We start from the raw sequence: 3,052 nt of genomic DNA, 5'->3' as shown, positions 1-3,052 counted from the left end.
CCCGAGAAGATTTCATGCGTTTAGCAGACCTGGCAGCGACCTACTCTCCCGCGTCTTGAGACGAAGTACCATCGGCGCAGGGGCGTTTCACGGCCGTGTTCGGAATGGGAACGGGTGCAGCCGCCCCGCCATGACCACCAGGTCGGCAAAGCGCATGTTATCGAGAAGCTGTTTTGTGCTGATGTTGCGAAGCGCCTTGCCTTACGGGCAAAGCCCGCAAGCGCGACTGCGCGTCGCCGGTTTTCCGGCGCTCTCGCGGAGCATAGGCCCGAAGGGCCGCTCATGCGTGAGCGCTGGATTTGATGAGCATAAGGAATGAGAACGATCAAGCCTGTCGAACTATTAGTACCGGTAAGCTTCAAGCGTTGCCGCTCTTCCACACCCGGCCTATCAACGTGGTCGTCTTCCACGGTTCTCAGGGAATACTCGTTTCCAGGTGGGTTTCCCGCTTAGATGCCTTCAGCGGTTATCCCGTCCGTATATAGCTACCCTGCTATGCGGCTGGCGCCACAACAGGTCCACCAGAGATACGTCCATCCCGGTCCTCTCGTACTAGGGACAGATCCTGTCAATATTCCTACACCCACGGCAGATAGGGACCGAACTGTCTCACGACGTTCTGAACCCAACTCACGTACCGCTTTAAATGGCGAACAGCCATACCCTTGGGACCTGCTCCAGCCCCAGGATGCGATGAGTCGACATCGAGGTGCCAAACAACCCCGTCGATATGGACTCTTGGGGGTCATCAGCCTGTTATCCCCGGCGTACCTTTTATCCGTTGAGCGATGGCCCTTCCACACGGGACCACCGGATCACTATGACCGACTTTCGTCTCTGCTCGACTTGTCAGTCTCGCAGTCAGGCAGGCTTATGCCATTGCACTCAGCGAACGATTTCCGACCGTTCTGAGCCCACCATCGCGCGCCTCCGTTACTCTTTAGGAGGCGACCGCCCCAGTCAAACTACCCACCATACATTGTCCCGGGCCCGGATAACGGGTCGCGGTTAGACATCCATAGTAATAAGGGTGGTATTTCAAGGGTGGCTCCACCAAGGCTGGCGCCCTGGCTTCAAAGCCTACCACCTATCCTACACATGTCACTACGAATGCCAATGTAAAGCTATAGTAAAGGTGCACGGGGTCTTTCCGTCTAACCGCAGGAACCCCGCATCTTCACGGGGAATTCAATTTCACTGAGTCTATGCTGGAGACAGCGGGGAAGTCGTTACGCCATTCGTGCAGGTCGGAACTTACCCGACAAGGAATTTCGCTACCTTAGGACCGTTATAGTTACGGCCGCCGTTTACCGGGGCTTCGATTCAAAGCTTGCACCTCTCCTCTTAACCTTCCGGCACCGGGCAGGCGTCAGACCCTATACGTCGCCTTGCGGCTTCGCAGAGCCCTGTGTTTTTGATAAACAGTCGCTACCCCCTGGTCTGTGCCACCCTCACCTGCTTGCGCAGACAAGGGTCACGCTTCTTCCGAAGTTACGCGTGCAATTTGCCGAGTTCCTTCAGCATAGTTCTCTCAAGCGCCTTGGTATACTCTACCAGTCCACCAGTGTCGGTTTCGGGTACGGGCTATAAGGAGGAGCTATTTCCCGGGACCGCTTCACTGCCAGGATCAATCCGATAAGACCTGACAATACACGCGATCCGTCACTACCTCCAGGCTCACGAATATTAACGTGATTCCCATCGACTACGCCTTTCGGCCTCGCCTTAGGGGCCGGCTAACCCTGCTCAGATTAACTTTAAGCAGGAACCCTTGGACTTTCGGCGGGGGAGTCTCTCACTCCCCTTACGTTACTCATGTCAGCATTCGCACTTCTGATACCTCCACCGTCCCTCACGGGTACGGCTTCTTCAGCTTACAGAACGCTCCGCTACCGCTCGTGATTGCTCACGAACCCTAAGCTTCGGTGTATGGCTTGAGCCCCGTTACATTTTCGGCGCAAAGACCCTTATTTAGACCAGTGAGCTGTTACGCTTTCTTTAAATGATGGCTGCTTCTAAGCCAACATCCTGGTTGTTTTGGGATCCTCACATCCTTTCCCACTTAGCCATAACTTGGGGACCTTAGCTGTAGGTCAGGGTTGTTTCCCTTTCCACGACGGACGTTAGCACCCGCCGTGTGTCTGCCGACTAGTACTCCCCGGTATTCGGAGTTTGGTTAGGATCAGTAAGACGGTGAGTCCCCATAGCCCATCCAGTGCTCTACCCCCGGGGGTATTCGGTCGACGCTCTACCTAAATAGATTTCGCGGAGAACCAGCTATTTCCGAGTTTGATTGGCCTTTCACCCCTAGCCACAAGTCATCCCAATCTATTGCAACAGATATGGGTTCGGTCCTCCAGTACGTGTTACCGTACCTTCAACCTGCTCATGGCTAGATCACTCGGTTTCGGGTCTAATGCGACGAACTGAACGCCCTGTTCAGACTCGCTTTCGCTGCGCCTACACCTACCGGCTTAAGCTTGCTCGTCACACTAAGTCGCTGACCCATTATACAAAAGGTACGTAGTCACCCAGGACGAACCTTGGGCTCCTACTGTTTGTAGGCAACCGGTTTCAGGTACTCTTTCACTCCCCTTGTCGGGGTGCTTTTCACCTTTCCCTCACGGTACTAGTTCGCTATCGGTCATGCACGAGTACTTAGGCTTGGAGAGTGGTCTCCCCATGTTCAGACAGGATTTCACGTGTCCCGCCCTACTCAAGGACTTATGTTCGCATTACGCATACGGGGCTGTCACCCACTATGGCCCTCCTTTCCAGAAGGTTCTGCTTGTCTCACATAAGCCACTGGCCTGGTCCGCGTTCGCTCGCCACTACTAGCGGAGTCTCTGTTGATGTCCTTTCCTGTGGGTACTTAGATGTTTCAGTTCCCCACGTTCGCCACTTTACCCCTATGTATTCAGGGTAAGTTACCTAATATCGATACTTGGAAACCACAGCAGCAAGTTGCCCTGCTGCTCTGATTTTCCAAGTACCTTAGGTGGGTTTCCCCATTCGGAAATCCCCGGATCAAAGCTTATTCGCAGCTCCCCGA

At 54.4% G+C, this 3,052-nt stretch carries 2 rRNA genes (1 of these 2 running past the window's edge); both read right to left on the bottom strand.

Annotation, left to right across the window (positions count from 1 at the left end):
• Positions 1-27: 27 nt before the first annotated feature.
• Positions 28-142: ribosomal RNA gene (rrf, locus tag DES43_RS04555) — 5S ribosomal RNA — on the bottom strand.
• Between the two features lie 179 nt (positions 143-321).
• Positions 322-3,052: ribosomal RNA gene (locus DES43_RS04550) — 23S ribosomal RNA — on the bottom strand (it continues 78 nt past the right edge of the window).

The sequence above is a fragment of the Aquamicrobium defluvii genome, from assembly GCF_004363725.1.
Lineage (GTDB): Bacteria > Pseudomonadota > Alphaproteobacteria > Rhizobiales > Rhizobiaceae > Mesorhizobium > Mesorhizobium defluvii.
The sequence above is the reverse complement of the archived record's forward strand: the minus strand, read 5'-3'. Positions and strand labels throughout refer to the sequence as shown.